Source organism: Klebsiella sp. Ech2A (genome assembly GCF_030078455.1).
GTDB lineage: Bacteria > Pseudomonadota > Gammaproteobacteria > Enterobacterales > Enterobacteriaceae > Klebsiella > Klebsiella terrigena.
Genome location: NZ_JAQGFU010000117.1, coordinates 1 through 13,741, shown reverse-complemented (window position 1 = coordinate 13,741; position 13,741 = coordinate 1). Strand labels below are relative to the sequence as shown.

Genomic DNA, 13,741 nt, shown 5'->3' with positions numbered 1-13,741 from the left:
AGACAGGCCAGCCCTTCCGCGCTGGCGTCCACCCGCGGCTGCTCATCGGTATCCACCCGCCGCGGCGCGCCGTTCTGCTCGGTCATTACCGGGACAATCTCGTCGCGAAAGCGGCCGGAGTCGATCGCCCGCCGCGCCTTGTGCTGCGAGCTCAGCGCCCAGGCGTCCTGCAGCTCGCGGCTGATGCCGTACTCCCGCGCCAGGTTTTCCGCCGTCACGCCCATATGGTAATCATTGAACGCGTCCCACAGGCCGTCGTGAACCAGGCTGTCGATCAGCTGGCTGTTTCCCAGCTGGGCCCCGGTGCGGCTGTCGGTCAACACGTGCGGGGCGCGGCTCATATTCTCCTGACCACCGGCAATCACCACGTCCGCCTCGCCGCACTGAATGGCCTGCGTAGCGAGATGCAGCGCCTTCAGCCCGGAACCGCAGACGTCGTTAATGGTGATCGCCGAAACGGTATTCGGCAGCCCGCCGCGGATCGCCGACTGGCGCGCAGGGTTCTGCCCGGTGCCGGCGGTTAAAACCTGCCCGAGGATCACTTCATCAATAGCGTGGGGATCGATTCCGGCGCGTTCGACCAAAGCCTTAACCACCAGACTCCCCAGCTCCACCGCCGAGTGGCGCGATAGCGTCCCCTGGAAGCAGCCAATAGGCGTTCGCAGCGCGCCGACGATCACGACATCTTTCATCCTCTACCTCTGCCTGCCCTGTGCAAAGAAACAACAACATAGTAGAGAATTGTTATCAAAAAATTTCGCAAATGTTTAAAAAAAGTGAGGTGAATCACAAAGATTTGCGGCGATTTTACTGCCCCTGGCGCTGCAAATGCTGACGCAGCCAGCTCCCCGCCTCTCCCGGCGGCGCCCGCTTATTCCATAATAAATCCACGGATATCATCCGCGGCCAGCCCGCAATGTCGAGCGGCACCAGCGTGCCGACGCCGGCAAACTCCTCCACCAGCGCGCAGGGCAAAATGCACCAGCCCAGCCCCTGCACCGCCATGCTGAGCAGCAGCAGATAGTTGGGCGCCGACCATACCTGCCCGTGGGCAGGACCGTTCCTGCTTTCCAGATAGGTGCTCAGCCGCAGCTCGCGCCAGCTGTGCAGCTCATCCCAGACGACCCTCTCCTGCGCCGCCAGCGGGTGCCGGGGCGCCACGTAAATCGCCATCGCGGTCTGTAGCGGCAGGCGCGTACAGCCTATTTCCGGAGGATAGCTATCCCTGGCCTCAACCAGTCCCACCTGCGCGCGCTCCTTTTGCAGCAGGTCGACAACGTCCTCATCCTCGCCGATCAGGCACTCAAATTCGGTGTGCGGGAAACGGCGGTCGAACTGCTCCAGCAGATCTTCAAGGACATCGGGATGCAGCGTATCGGAGAGCACAAAGGTGAGCCGGGCCTCCGTTTCGCCGGAGAGAGAAATAGCCAGCTCATCGAGCCGGTCGCTTGCCGCCAGAATCGCCTTCACGTAGCCCAGCACCTGCTCGCCCTGCGGCGTCAGCACCGGCTGGCGGGCGGTACGATCGAACAGGGTCACCCCGAGGTCGGCCTCGAGGTTTGAGATAGCGGTGCTGACGGTGGACTGGCTTTTGCGCAGGCGGCGCGCGGCGGCAGAAAACGAGCCGCAGGCCGCGGCTTCGACAAAAGCGGTGAGAGCTTCGGGAGAATAGCGCATGAACTATCTACTTTATCGATGGATACTATCTTTTGTTTATCATATTTATCCATAAAATGCGGAGTAATTTCTGACAACACGTTCAGCCTGCATCGCTAATAAACGGCTGTGAACGACGGCTTTACCCGGAGGTAAAACACCATGCAACAGAGCAACCTGCAGCGTAAGTCGCTGACGGAACGTATTATTCACGCGGTCAGCTTTGAGGGCCTCGCCACGCTGATCCTCGCCCCCACCGCGGCCTGGCTGATGCAGCGCTCGGTGGTCGAAATGGGCGGCCTGAGCATTCTGCTCGCCACCCTGGCGATGGTCTGGAACCTGATTTATAACGCGCTTTTTGACCGTATCTGGCCGGTTTCCCGCGTGATAAGAACCCTGAAGGTTCGCGCCCTGCACGCCATCGGCTTTGAGAGCGGATTTATCATTATCGGCGTCACCGCCGTCGCGCAGCTGCTCGGCGTCTCGCTGATGCAGGCGTTTATGCTGGAAATCGGCTTTATGCTGTTCTTCCTGCCCTACACCATGCTGTTCAACTGGGCCTGGGACACGCTGCGCGTGCGGGTACTGAGGTACCGTCAAACGCAGATCCCTACGCGTAGCTAAACGCAGGCGGATCGCCGGGGTCGTTCCCGGCGATCCTCGCTGCTGCCCGCCATCTAAAACTATCGCCACGACCAAAACGCAGATGTGGTAAATTACACTCCTTTTTTTTGGTTTTACGGTTGATAAATTCACACAATGTCTAAAATTTGGTCTAAAGAAGAAACTCTCTGGAGTTTTGCCTTATATGGCACTGCCGTAGGCGCTGGCACTCTGTTTTTGCCGATCCAGCTAGGGTCCGCCGGCGCCGTTGTTCTGCTCATCACCGCGCTGGTAGCGTGGCCGTTAACCTACTGGCCTCACAGGGCGCTGAGCCAGTTTATCCTCTCCGCTAAGGTCGCACCCGGCGTTGGCATCACCGGCGCGGTCAACCACTATTACGGCAAGAAGGTCGGGAATCTGATCACCGCGCTCTACTTCCTCGCCTTTTTCGTGGTGGTCCTGATTTACGCCGTGGCGATCACCAACTCTCTCGGCGAACAGCTGGCGCGACATATGCCGATCACCCCCGGCGTCCGCGCGCTGCTCAGCCTCGCCGTAGTGCTGGTGCTAAACCTGATCTTCCTGATGGGTCGTCACATCACCATTAAGGTGATGGGTTTTCTGGTGTTCCCGCTGATCGCCTGCTTCCTGTTCCTCTCTATCTACCTGATTGGCGACTGGCAGCCCGCGCACCTCACCAGCCAGATGCAGCTGAACCCGCATACGCTCCACCAGGTCTGGATCTCAATCCCCGTGATGGTTTTCGCTTTTAGCCATACGCCGATTATTTCAACTTTTGCTATCGACCAGCAGGAGAAATACGGCGAGCAGGCGATGGGTAAATGCAAAAAAATCATGAAAGTGGCCTACACCATCATCTGCGCCAGCGTGCTGTTTTTTGTCGTCAGCTGCCTGCTGGCGATACCGGCCACCTATATTGAAAGCGCGCGTGATGAAGGCGTCACCATCCTCTCCGCGCTGTCGATGATGCCCGGCTCCCCGGCCTGGCTGGCGGTAACCGGGATCGTCGTGGCGGTGGTGGCGATGTCAAAATCCTTCCTCGGGACCTACTTCGGGGTGATTGAGGGCGCCAGCGAAATCGTGAAAACCTCTCTGGGGCAGATGGGAGTTCGCAAAAGCCGCGCCTTTAACCGCGCGATGTCGATCCTGCTGGTTTCGGCGCTGACCTTCGCGGTGTGCTTTATTAACCCCAACGCCATCTCGATGATATACGCCATCAGCGGACCGCTGATCGCCATGATCCTGTTCATCATGCCGACCCTGTCGACGTACATCATCCCGGCCCTCAAGCCGTACCGATCGCCGGGTAATTTCATCACCCTGGTCGTCGGCCTGCTGTGCGTGTCGGTGATGTTCTTTAGCTAATCCTCCCCTGCGGCAACGGCCACCGTCGTTGCCGCACGTTCTGCTAATATTCCCGCCGCTGCAAATCCCCTGACCGGTTTACACTTAGAACTTGCACATTATCAGGGGGAGTTTCCATGTCCAACGTACGGCTATCCGGAACCGGCACCTTAGGCGACCGTCAGGTTTATCGCCTGGGATACGGGGCAATGCAGCTGGCAGGCCCCGGCGTATTCGGCCCGCCAGCCGATCCTGAAAACGCCGTTCGCGTACTGCAGGCGGCGGTGGACGCGGGGGTCAACCATATCGATACCTCGGACTTTTACGGCCCGCACGTCACCAACCAGCTGATCCGCAGGGCGCTGCATCCCTATTCTGACGATCTCTGTATCGTGACTAAAGTCAGCGCCCGCCGCGATGAAAAAGGGAACTGGCTCCCGGCTATGTCGCCGGCGGAGTTGACCCAGGCGGTTGAGGATAATCTGCGCAACCTCAATCTCGACGTGCTGGAGGTCGTCAACCTGCGCAGCATGCTGAGCCCCCATGGCCCGGCCGAAGGGTCGCTGGAGGGCCCGCTGACGACGCTGCTTGAGCTAAAGGAGCGAGGGCTAATCCGCCACATTGGGCTCAGTAACGTTACCGCCACACAGGTCGCTGACGCGCAAAAGATGACGCCGGTTGTCTGCGTGCAGAATCAATATAACGTCGCCAATCGCCAGGACGACGAGCTCATTGACGCGCTGGCCGCGCAGAATATTGCCTACGTGCCCTTCTTCCCGCTTGGGGGCTTTACGCCGCTGCAGGCGCAGGAGCTGAACGATATCGCCGCCGAACTTGCGGCGACGCCAATGCAGGTCGCCCTCGCCTGGCTGCTGCAGCGTTCAGCCAATATCCTGCTTATCCCCGGGACCTCATCGCTCCAGCATCTTGAAGAAAACCTTGCCGCCGCCACCTTAACCCTGCCCGCCGCTGCGCTCAGCACCTTAGATAACCTCAAAGTCTGAGCCGCTCCCCCCTCGCCGGCGCGTCTAAGCGCATGGCGACAGGGGGGATTCCGCAGCTAATATTTGCCTGGAATTAACCCAACGCTGCTGGCACTATAGATCCCACAAATGGGTATTTGCCCCAGCCGTCCTTTCGCAAGTAACCCTATACAAAGCATCAATTTATACTATTTAGACCGGCCTCCTTATTGGAGGCCGCGGTCGTTTGTATCTATCCTAATTTTTTGAACTCTTGATTACAGGAAAAACAACTGCCAATTCGACGTTTATACAAATCAATTTAGCCAAAAAGATAGCTAATAACATCAAACGCTCATTAAAACATCTGATTAACACAATCAGAATGTTGTCATTGCTATAAAAAAAATCCACACACAATATAAAAATTAACAAGGACTTCACATGACAGAGGGAACAATAAAGACCAGTAAGTATGAGATCATTGCTATTTTCAGGGAGGAACTCAGAAAAAAGTCTGAGATAGAGATTTTCTATAATAACAAAAACTTCATTACGCAGCTGGCACGTGTTGATTTTTCAGAATTTCACATCGTTACCCACAGTAAGATCCCTCCGGGGCACAAGTTCAAATTTGTTCTGCATAGCGATTCAGGGAAGATAGAGTTCTGTTCAACGCTGAAGAAACTTTCGGGGAGCGGCAGCGCTAAAAGTAATAAAGTCTCATTTACCCTGCCTGAATGTATTCAGGTGGTCCAAAGGCGGCGCGATCCGCGGTTTCGGCTACAGCATAAGCATGATTTTTTTTGTCATGGCCGTCATAAGAATGGTGAGAATTACACGTTTGAAATTAAAGATATTTCAGATGGCGGCTGCGCGCTGATGGCCAAAAACCCGAACCTTAAATTTCTCACCCACAATTCAATCCTCAAAAATTCGATTCTTTCAGCCGCCGAATATGGGGAAATCACCGTCGATCTGGTGGTTAAAAACGTCGTGTTGGTGACCCTCGATGAGGGTGACGAACAGGGGGAAAGCTATCATCAGGTTTCCTGTCAATTTAAGTTCCGGCACCACGACGATAAGAGAAAAATTGAGAAAATGATGCTTGATTTGATTCTGGAAGCGAAAAGAAAAAAGAGAGTCTAAGCCCTTGGAGAGTATATTGCTATACACCGATGATAACCTCATCGGTCAATCAATACAGCGTTATATGATTGATAACGATAAAAACATTACCGCCTTAAGCTATCAGAATATCATGCAGGGGGAGGCGCTCCCTCAGGCTAAAATCGTTATTTTCAACGTCATTCATAAGGATATTTCTGCTGCTGACACGATGCATCTACTTAACAAACTGCGCTTCAGCCTGGCGCGCTGCGTTCGGCTGGTGCTGATCGTCAGGAGCGACATTGCCGGGCTGTTTCGGGAGCTTATCTTCCTGGAAAACCTGATTATTTTAACTGAAAAATCATCGCTTAACGATTTTTCAGACATCACAAACGTGCCGACCGCTGCCGTGGATTACCGGCTTCTGCTAACGCAAAAAAAGCTCTCGGTCAGAGAGATTCAGGTGCTGGAGCTGATTATGGCCAGCTATAACAACAAGCGTATCGCCGCGGTGCTTAACATTGACCATAAAACGGTACACAGCCATCGAATTCACATCATGAAGAAGCTCGGCATGGGCAGTTCGCGGATTATGAATAAAAAAATAGTCAACATGTATCAGTGCTAGAGGCTTTTTTTACCCCGTTCTGAAAAAAAGCGAGTGACCAATCAAAATACTGTCATCAATTGGTCACTTGCTTTTAATAAAAATTCACAACGGCATGAAGGTCACTTATAATAATTCTACCCTGCAGCGTACGCTTGCTAAATTTCCGACACGAGAAAATGAACGCTAATATATTTTCAGATCACAATTTATCACGTGGCGATATCTCTGTTCGTTATGTTTTTCAGAAAATGTTCTCACCGCAGGACCAGCTGGTTGCCGTTGAATGCCTGAGCCGCTTCGATCATATTCCCGTGGCGCCCGAGTTTTTCTTCCGCCACGCCAGCAAAGCGCTGCGCGAAAGTATTTTCATGGAGCAGCTGGCGCTGATTGCAAAGCATAAGGCATGGTTTATTAAAAATAATATCTCTGCCACCATCAACGTTGACGACCATATCCTCAGCATTATACGCCAGCCGCAGATCGAAGCCTATATTGAGAGCCTCGGCTGCGTGCATTTTGAAGTGACGGAAAATTCCAATAACCTGCTTAATAATGCACTTAGCGCCTGGCAAAGTACGCAAACCAGCACCCTCTGGCTGGATGATTTCGGCGCCGGCAATGCGGGCATTAACGCTATTCGCGGATATCATTTCGATTATGTAAAAATTGATAAAAACTTTTTCTGGCACTTAATGCAAAAAGAGTCCGGGCGCCCGCTAATGGATGCGCTGGTGACATTCCTTTCCCATAATGGCCATAACGTTATTATCGAAGGCGTCGAGAGCGAGGCGCATAAAAAGTGGCTACAGGGAATGTCGTGGTTCGCCATTCAGGGCCACTACTGGAAAGAAGTCAGCATTGAACAGCTGGTCGAAGAAGATAAAGTGATTTAAAAAATGCCGGGCATGCCGGCATTTTTTTTCATTTTCACAAGGTCATTAACTTAGCCAAAAGTGCGCTTTTGCTGCCCGTCGCGCGGGCCCTTAATTATATACCAGCTCCCAGGTTGCCCAGCTGGTCATCGGCCCCGAGGTGGCTTTTTCCGGCGCCGGCGAGACGTAACCGATATAATAGGTAAATACGCCGCCATCTACCGCTTTTTCTTTAATCTGCACCCGGTTTTGCAGCGGGTCTGCCGGAACAATTTTATTGCTCTTATCCAGCGTATTGTTGTCATTGGTCGACAGCGCCAGATAGATGTTACGCGCGCCGTCCGGCAGCGTATTCGCCAGATAGCCCGCATTTTCATTGTTGACGGTATTGACCATAAATCCGTCGATCCAGCGAACGTTCACCGAGCGGACTTCGCTTTGGTCCGCCGCGCCGCCGTCATGGCGCAGCTGGCAGTTCGACAGCTCCAGGGTAAAAGGCTGCGCTTTCATAAAGGCCCCGGCCCCGCGATCGTGTACCTCCGCCAGGCTCACCGGCGCCAGCCAGACGCTGCCGCTGCCGGCATTATGGCCGCCGTTAAGCGCCACGCTGCAGGAGATGTCCGTTACCCGGCCGGCAAAATCCACCCGCCCGTTATCGTAGTTGGTCATAAAACCCGCGGCGGAAGAGGCAACAAGCAGGCCGCTCATCGCCAGCAGGCCGGCAAATCGTTTGCCGCCGTTCTTAGATCCATTTTCCTTCATCCCCGCCTCCCGAATTAATCGTACGTCAGGTTAAAGATCATGTGAGACTCAACCTCGCCGGTGCTGGTGGCCGCCGCGTACTGATAAAAACGCGCAAGGAAAGGTAGCGTGATATAGCGGGTTTCCTGGTTGCTTAAGGTCCCGACGTTGTAATTCTTATTGAACTCAACCGGCACGCCGCCTTTCAGCACCTGAATCCCAATCCCTTTAGCCATAGAGCTGCCGGCCTTTTCGTTCAGCAGCGCGCCACGGGTGAGGGTCGTGCCGGTGGCAAGGGTACCGGAGAAAGAGGCCTCGATATTGGCATAGCCGGTGGTGCTCAACCCGCCGCTGCACTGCAGCTCAATATTAAAATTTTTACCGCCGGCGTAGGTGCCGACGCCGTTCAGATCGCTGCGCTTAATGGTCCCGACGTCAACGTTCATATTCTTACCGCCGAGCACCGTACAGGAGGGCGAAACCACGGTAATCGCATTGGCGCTGAGGTAGGTTTCCAGAATCGGGTTGCTGCCCCGCTCCCAGTCGTAGGAGGTATATTTCCCCGCCGCCAGGGTACCGCTGCCGGTGACCGCGGCGGTTTTAATGATCTCCAGCGTAAAGCGGGACCCTTCCAGAGAGTAGTTGGTGGTCCGGGTGATGGTGGATGAGAAAACGTCTGGATAGGTGATATTCACCGTCGCGCCGCCGCGGCTGAAGCGCATGCCGATACCCGGCACGTTGGTGGAGTAGACCTTATTGCCCAGATCGGTCGAACCGGTAGAGACGATTTTCGCCGCAAAGCGGTTGGTGCCGGCCGTGCAGCTGTAGCTGGCCCCACCCGGCGCGCTCATCGTCCAGTCCCGGGAAACAATCACCGAGCCCACCGGCAGATCGGGCGGAACCACAACCCTGCCGACGACCATATCCAGGTTCACCGTCGACTGCGACAGGCGCGTACAGGCGGCCCAGGCGGAGGTGGTCCCCAGCGCCATCAGGCCAATAAAAAGCGTCAGTTGTTTACTCAGCGACATACCCTTTCCTTTGATTTTGCCTTGCCCAGTTCCACCGTGCACTGCCCGCCGCTCCACTTAACGGTCGCGTGCTGAACGCTGGCGTCACTGATAAACATCATGCTGCCCTGGCCGACCACGCCAATCTCTTTGCCGCTCGGGTCGAAAATGCTGGCAGCGAACGGCAGCGGCTGGCTATTCGCCTGGCGCGCCATAATCGTCACGTTGTTCTGCACCGTGGTGCCAAACGACACCTTCACCACGCTGCCTTCCCACGGCACCACCTGGGCCACGGTGCGATCGAAGGCGATATCGTCATGGCTGCCCTTCGGATCGATCTCGATGGAGTTAATCCGGTACGGGCGCAGATACGGCAGGATGGCGTAGCCGTTGCCGTCGACGCGGGTGCCCGGCGAGCCAGGCAGCATCGCACCTGCGGCATCTTTCGCTTCGATAAGCGCCATCGTGCTGCCGCTTTCCGGCGAGAACACCACGCCGTGGCGATGGGCGATCAGCGTCCCGCTGGCACCGAGGCCGCTCTGGCGATATCCCTCGCCCTGGCTATAGCTGCCGTTCAGGGTGGTCCACGGCGTGCGGTAGCTTCCGTTCAGCGCGACATCGTGCTGGCCGCCGGTGGCGGTGGTGGTCGAGACGCCGTAGTTGAGGTTGTTCTCGCTATCCAGCGAACCGTTGATGCCAATCTGCGAACTGCTAAAGCGCGAGTTATTAAACGAGGTATTCGACGTCAGGTTGGCGGTCCGATTCTCGCCAAACCACAGCGGATAGCTGAAGTTAAGCGAGATGCGGTCGTCGCGATTGTGGCCGGAGCTGTCCGGCGTATAAACGCGCTGCGCGCTGGCGGACCACGAGAGTCGGCCGAACATATTGTTGTAGCTGAGCTGATACTGCTTCTCGGTGCCCGAGCGGTTCCAGTAATCGGAGATCCGGCCGCTGAGATAAAAGCCGCCCCAGCCGTCCGGCAGGTTCTGGTTAACCGTGAAGGTCATGCCGTTTTTCTGCCGCCACAGGGTGTAGCTGCTGTTGCGGTTCTTCTCCTGGTCGACGGCGTACAGCGCGTCGTTCAGGTTGTAGTAGCCTTTGGTGGAGTAGCGATAGGCCGCCAGCACGATGCTGGTCTGGGTATCGGTAAACATGCGGTTAAAGGTGGCGCGGTAGCTCTGGCCGCTCTCGTCGAGGGTATCGCTCTTCAGCCGGGACTGGGTGATATCAAACGACAGCGCACCGATGCCGGTATTCATCCCGGTCCCCAGCAGGAACGCCTGGTAATCGTCAAAGCCGGTGACGCCGGTATAGCCGGTAAAGACGTTATTCAGGCCGTGCTGCCAGGTCGCCTGGTAGAGCATCGGCTTGTTACGCAGCCCGCTGTCATCGACCTTACCGGCCGACAGCGCATAGCGGGTCATCCCCGGACGCAGCAGCTGCGCCACCGAGGCATAGGGAACGCTAAAGACCTGCACCGAACCGTCGGCCTCTTTGACCGAGACTTCCAGATCGTTACCGTAGCCAGAGGGGTAGACGTCCTGCAGGGTAAACGGACCCGGCGGTACCGAGGTCTGATAGATAATGTTGCTGCCCTGACGCACCGTTACCAGGGCGTTGCTCTGCGCCACGCCGCGAATTTCCGGCGCGTAGGAGCGCATTCCGTCAGGGAACATGTTGTCATCGGTCGCCAGGTTGACTCCGCGCAGGCCAATGGTGTCGAAGAATTCGCCGTTGGTAAAAATCTGCCCGCCGCTGACGATCGAGTTGATCTGCGGGATCGGCCGCTGGAGATAGGTCTGGTTGCTGTTCCAGTGCGCTTTGCCCTGCTGCTGCTGCCAGTTCAGGTTACCAACGTGCTTGAGCAGCCAGCCGTCCCAGGAGAGACCGGCGTTAAGTCCCAGATAGGCGCTGCTGTTATCGGAGCCGTTATTCCCCGAGGTGTGGCTGGTCCAGGTGTTGGCCATCCAGCCGAGGTTCAGCGCCGCAATGCCTTTATCCCAGAACTCCGGGCTGACATAGTTTTTCAGGCGCTGATCTTCATAGATTTGCGGCACGGAAATTTCCAGCCGCAGGGAGGACTGAATCAGGTTGTCTTTAACGTTTTCTTCGTTACGCCACTCCTTCAGACGTCCGCAGTAGCCTTCCTGCTTCCCCAGCTGCGGATTGAGCTTTTCCGCGGCAATGCCGTAGCGCTCGAGCATCTCTTTGGTGTAGCAGATCCCCATATTGCCGTCTTTATCGCGGGTGACCTGCAGCTCATAGCGCCCTTTCCACTCGCTGTTGGTGTAGACGTCGAGGGAATAGGTGCCCTCAGAGATGGCGCTGGCGGAGAAGCGTGACAGATCGACCTTTTCTCGGCTGCCAACGATAAAACCGTCGTTAAACTGGTATACCGTTCCCGGGCTTTCCTGTCCGCTGGAAAATGGCGGAAAGCAGAGCAGCGCCATCGCGATCGCCGAACTTAACCTTCCCGGGCAGATGGTCCTCTGCTTCATGATAGTGTCCCTTATTTAACGGCTACTTTCACTGCCACATCTGCGCCATAGTCATTGATGTTATTAATCGTCAGGGTCTCGCCTCTGCTCACGGCAGAAGAGAGGGCTACGGTCTGACTGGACTGTGGAGCGAGCATCACCGTTTTGCCGTTCAGGGCCTTGCCGCCGTCGCGGGAAATACGGCTTACGGTGAGATAAAATGGCGTAGGGTTGCTGACCGACAGGCTGCTGCCGCTGGCCGAAAGCGCTAATTTCTCCGGCGCAGCGTCGCGGTTGCCCAGTCCGGTCGGGCGGTAGATAAACTTAAAGCGCGAACGAATCGCCAGCTGCAGGATGTTCTGTCCTTCATTTTTTTGATTAGCCTCTACCGGCGGTATTTCCAGCAGATTAAGCCACCACAGCGTCTCTTTATCTTTGGCAAGCCCGGCGCTGCTGCCAAGCTTAATACGTAAGGTCTGCCCGCTTTTAGCATCCACGCGGGATATTGGCGGGGTAATAATAAATGGCGTGGTAATCGTATCCGGCGTGGCGTCAGCGTTGCCGTTATCCAGCCAGGCCTGCGCCAGCGCCGGACGGTCGGCGGTATTCGAAAGCTGTACCGTTATTTCTTTTTCATTTCCGGGATAAATAAAGCGGGTGCCGTTAACAATAATATTATTGGCGTGGGCCGCAAAACTAAAAATGAAACAGAAACAAAGGGCAATACGCTTCATGCTGACCTCAGACGGGAAAAAATAAGCGGCAGCGGCTGCCGCTTTATCAATGCATATAACCGCCTCGAGCAAGGCGGTTTATTTTCAGACGATAATTACTGGTAGGTAATTTCGTAAGTCGCGTAGCTGTTAACCACGCCGGTAGTTACGGTAGCCGGGGTGCTGGTAGCATAGCCAACGAAGTAGGTGAAGCGCGCGCCATCCTGAACGGCAGAAGCATCGCCAGTTGCTTTAGGCTGAGTGCTGTCGCCCGGGATGATTTTGTTGTTCAGAGTAGTGGCATCGTCTGTAGACAGAACCAGCTGGATGTTTTGTGCGCCGGCAGCTTCGGTGTTAGCCAGGTAGCCAACCTGTTTGCCAGCAGCGCCAGCCAGCAGGTTACCGCCGGTCCAGTTCACGCCCAGTTTAGACACGTCGTCTTGTTTGGTGCCGTCGGCAGCCTGGCAATCAGATACGTCAATGGTGAAAGATTTCGGTTTCAGGTAGGTGTCTGCACCCGCCGCTTTCACTTCAGTTAAGGTTACCGGAGAGAGGTAAACGTTAGCATCGCTGCCCTGACCGTTTACAGAAACAGTACAAGATACGTCGGTAACTTTACCGAAGAAATTAACCTGGCCACCGCCAACAGTGGTATCAGCCGCATTTGCCGCTGCCATACCGAAAAATGCCGTTGCCATTGCTGCAGAGAGAAGAACCTTTTTCATTGCCATTTCCTTGTCAGAGTGAGTTTTGTATCAATAAACCAACAGTAAATCTGCAGACGATAAGAAACGTTATGCGATGCCCATCGCTGCAACTGTGAATAGAAACTTCGACTGACCGGAAGCCGCAATATTTAAGGCGTCAGGACGCGAATTCAAATAATGAACTCGATAATGCTGTCGGCGTCAAAGAATGCTATTTTTCGCTGATAAATATACATTTGCTTATAACTTGTTACATCACGCTGACGATAGCTATCACCTATCAATTATTGACAAACAATAACCACAAACGATAATTGTGTTATTTACTTCAGAAGGGATAAGGCGCAAGGGATATATTTGTGGAGGTAAATATCATGACAAATATTGCTATTTGATGACCATCGGGAACAATCTGAATAATAGCGAGGAGAAAGTCGCGGGAATAGCGCCCGGCGGTTCAATAAGAAACGTTCAGCCGCCGGTTTGCGCTGGCGGCCGGGCCCGGAGCCCTGCGGTCCTACAGCGGCAGCTGGAAGTGCCGGGCCAGGGCGCGCTTTCCTTCCGCGCTGACGGAAACCTCGCGAAATCCCGGCGTCAGCACAAACCAGCCCTGCAGCTGACCATGCTGCAGGAGTGCGGCGCCGACGATCCCGCCGGCGTGAAAGCGCCTTTCGCTCCAGTCCAGGCAGGCGCAGCACGCTTTGCGTCGACCATCGCCGGTTAAGGCAATCCCCAGACGGGAAAAGTGTGCTTCCCCCGCAGGCGTTACCGCCGAACCGTCGGGCGTAATCCAGGCCTCGCGCAGTAAAAATTGATAAATGGCCACCGCCAGCTCGCCGGCGAGATGATCGTAGCAGGTCCTGGCGTGGCGTAAATTAACCGGCGTTCGGGTGGTCAGCGTCAGCGCGCCCTTCC

At 55.4% G+C, this 13,741-nt stretch carries 13 protein-coding genes and 1 pseudogene; 6 read left to right on the top strand and 8 right to left on the bottom strand.

Going from position 1 to position 13,741, the window contains the following annotated elements; all coding sequences use genetic code 11:
- Both PFH44_RS18470 and PFH44_RS18465 read right to left on the bottom strand, forming a co-directional pair.
- Window positions 1–692: thiolase family protein (locus PFH44_RS18470; protein ID WP_283825771.1), on the bottom strand; the 692-nt coding region annotated here is incomplete at its 3' end.
- Window positions 693–807: 115 nt separating this feature from the next.
- Complete coding sequence (locus tag PFH44_RS18465; protein ID WP_283825770.1) at window positions 808–1,677, bottom strand: LysR family transcriptional regulator; 870 nt, start codon at window positions 1,675–1,677, stop codon at window positions 808–810.
- A 141-nt stretch (window positions 1,678–1,818) separates the two neighbouring features.
- Here PFH44_RS18465 and PFH44_RS18460 point away from each other — a divergent pair, with 141 nt between their 5' ends.
- From PFH44_RS18460 to mrkJ, 6 genes are all read left to right on the top strand, one after another.
- Window positions 1,819–2,280 carry a multidrug/biocide efflux PACE transporter gene (locus PFH44_RS18460; protein ID WP_045857375.1) on the top strand — a complete coding sequence of 154 codons (462 nt, stop codon included), beginning with the start codon at window positions 1,819–1,821 and terminating at the stop codon, window positions 2,278–2,280.
- A 135-nt stretch (window positions 2,281–2,415) separates the two neighbouring features.
- Complete coding sequence (locus tag PFH44_RS18455) at window positions 2,416–3,645, top strand: amino acid permease (protein WP_045857373.1); 1,230 nt, start codon at window positions 2,416–2,418, stop codon at window positions 3,643–3,645.
- A 116-nt stretch (window positions 3,646–3,761) separates the two neighbouring features.
- Window positions 3,762–4,628 (top strand): oxidoreductase, encoded by an 867-nt coding sequence (locus PFH44_RS18450; protein WP_045857371.1) that lies wholly within the window; start codon window positions 3,762–3,764, stop codon window positions 4,626–4,628.
- 402 nt (window positions 4,629–5,030) lie between these two features.
- On the top strand, window positions 5,031–5,735 hold the full coding sequence (locus PFH44_RS18445; RefSeq protein ID WP_045857369.1) for a flagellar brake protein: 705 nt from the start codon (window positions 5,031–5,033) through the stop codon (window positions 5,733–5,735).
- A 4-nt stretch (window positions 5,736–5,739) separates the two neighbouring features.
- The gene (locus PFH44_RS18440) at window positions 5,740–6,324 is read left to right on the top strand and encodes a helix-turn-helix domain-containing protein (RefSeq protein ID WP_283825769.1); all 585 of its coding nucleotides are present in this window, start codon (window positions 5,740–5,742) and stop codon (window positions 6,322–6,324) included.
- A gap of 158 nt (window positions 6,325–6,482) precedes the next feature.
- A complete protein-coding gene (gene mrkJ, locus PFH44_RS18435; protein WP_045857365.1) occupies window positions 6,483–7,199 on the top strand; it encodes a cyclic-di-GMP phosphodiesterase MrkJ in 717 nt (238 codons plus the stop codon).
- A gap of 90 nt (window positions 7,200–7,289) precedes the next feature.
- On the opposite strand, the gene PFH44_RS18430 is transcribed toward mrkJ, so the two are convergent.
- The 6 genes and pseudogenes from PFH44_RS18430 to PFH44_RS18405 form a co-directional block, all read right to left on the bottom strand.
- Complete coding sequence (locus PFH44_RS18430) at window positions 7,290–7,886, bottom strand: fimbrial protein (protein ID WP_227544463.1); 597 nt, start codon at window positions 7,884–7,886, stop codon at window positions 7,290–7,292.
- A 68-nt stretch (window positions 7,887–7,954) separates the two neighbouring features.
- Window positions 7,955–8,950 carry a fimbrial protein gene (locus PFH44_RS18425; RefSeq protein WP_283825768.1) on the bottom strand — a complete coding sequence of 332 codons (996 nt, stop codon included), beginning with the start codon at window positions 8,948–8,950 and terminating at the stop codon, window positions 7,955–7,957.
- Window positions 8,941–11,427 carry a fimbria/pilus outer membrane usher protein gene (locus tag PFH44_RS18420; RefSeq protein ID WP_283825767.1) on the bottom strand — a complete coding sequence of 829 codons (2,487 nt, stop codon included), beginning with the start codon at window positions 11,425–11,427 and terminating at the stop codon, window positions 8,941–8,943. The genes PFH44_RS18425 and PFH44_RS18420 overlap by 10 nt, the downstream gene beginning before the upstream one ends.
- Before the next feature lie 11 nt (window positions 11,428–11,438).
- Entirely contained in the window at window positions 11,439–12,140 is a 702-nt protein-coding gene (locus PFH44_RS18415) for a fimbrial biogenesis chaperone (RefSeq protein WP_041147074.1), read from the bottom strand.
- Window positions 12,141–12,235: 95 nt separating this feature from the next.
- Window positions 12,236–12,844, bottom strand: coding sequence for a fimbrial protein (locus PFH44_RS18410; RefSeq protein ID WP_076945914.1), 609 nt, complete (start codon window positions 12,842–12,844; stop codon window positions 12,236–12,238).
- Window positions 12,845–13,343: 499 nt separating this feature from the next.
- A pseudogene (locus tag PFH44_RS18405) lies at window positions 13,344–13,741 on the bottom strand (transcriptional regulator); the annotation flags it as partial.

Excerpts from the sequence above, each read along its gene's own strand:
- PFH44_RS18410 (WP_076945914.1), bottom strand. The coding sequence starts at position 12,844 with ATGAAAAAGGTTCTTCTCTCTGCAGCAATGGCAACGGCATTTTTCGGT.
- PFH44_RS18415 (WP_041147074.1), bottom strand. The coding sequence starts at position 12,140 with ATGAAGCGTATTGCCCTTTGTTTCTGTTTCATTTTTAGTTTTGCGGCC.
- PFH44_RS18425 (WP_283825768.1), bottom strand. The coding sequence starts at position 8,950 with ATGTCGCTGAGTAAACAACTGACGCTTTTTATTGGCCTGATGGCGCTG.
- PFH44_RS18455 (WP_045857373.1), top strand. The coding sequence starts at position 2,416 with ATGTCTAAAATTTGGTCTAAAGAAGAAACTCTCTGGAGTTTTGCCTTA.
- PFH44_RS18430 (WP_227544463.1), bottom strand. The coding sequence starts at position 7,886 with ATGAGCGGCCTGCTTGTTGCCTCTTCCGCCGCGGGTTTTATGACCAAC.
- PFH44_RS18460 (WP_045857375.1), top strand. The coding sequence starts at position 1,819 with ATGCAACAGAGCAACCTGCAGCGTAAGTCGCTGACGGAACGTATTATT.
- mrkJ (WP_045857365.1), top strand. The coding sequence starts at position 6,483 with ATGAACGCTAATATATTTTCAGATCACAATTTATCACGTGGCGATATC.
- PFH44_RS18420 (WP_283825767.1), bottom strand. The coding sequence starts at position 11,427 with ATGAAGCAGAGGACCATCTGCCCGGGAAGGTTAAGTTCGGCGATCGCG.
- PFH44_RS18450 (WP_045857371.1), top strand. The coding sequence starts at position 3,762 with ATGTCCAACGTACGGCTATCCGGAACCGGCACCTTAGGCGACCGTCAG.
- PFH44_RS18465 (WP_283825770.1), bottom strand. The coding sequence starts at position 1,677 with ATGCGCTATTCTCCCGAAGCTCTCACCGCTTTTGTCGAAGCCGCGGCC.
- PFH44_RS18445 (WP_045857369.1), top strand. The coding sequence starts at position 5,031 with ATGACAGAGGGAACAATAAAGACCAGTAAGTATGAGATCATTGCTATT.